A 396-nucleotide genomic window follows, 5' to 3' on the forward strand; every position below is an offset into this window, starting at 1 on the left:
AGGTGAAAGTGATGTCGTACGACAGCGAAGGCGCGACGTCGGCGCCGGAACGGCCTCTGACCTGGGCCGAGCTACGCGATCAGAAGACATTCGAGGCCGTCGAGGAAGCCGACGTGCCGGAGAATCTCTCCGCACTCTGGTCGGACCTCGCCGATCCGGGAGACGCCAAGGCGGTGTACATCGACAAGGGCAAGGGCGCCGATGACCCGATACAACCGCAACGACCGAGCTGGGTGGGGTCTACGTTGCGTCCGAAGGCTCCTCCGCGAGTGCGGCCACCGCGGCTGGAACTCCGTGGCGTGCCGTTCAAGCCATTGATCATCTACCCGCCGGACGATCGCAACATCTACAACGATCTCAGATTTCCATGGGTCTGCGTCTGCCACATCCAGGGCC

1 protein-coding gene is annotated in these 396 nt (G+C 63.4%); it reads left to right on the top strand.

All coding sequences use genetic code 11. The features are described 5' to 3' along the window. Window positions 1–11: 11 nt before the first annotated feature. Window positions 12–396 (top strand): hypothetical protein (locus GV790_RS29095; RefSeq protein ID WP_218586494.1); only part of this gene is annotated, 385 nt, incomplete at its 3' end.

Source organism: Nocardia cyriacigeorgica, assembly GCF_010858045.1.
GTDB lineage: Bacteria > Actinomycetota > Actinomycetes > Mycobacteriales > Mycobacteriaceae > Nocardia > Nocardia cyriacigeorgica_E.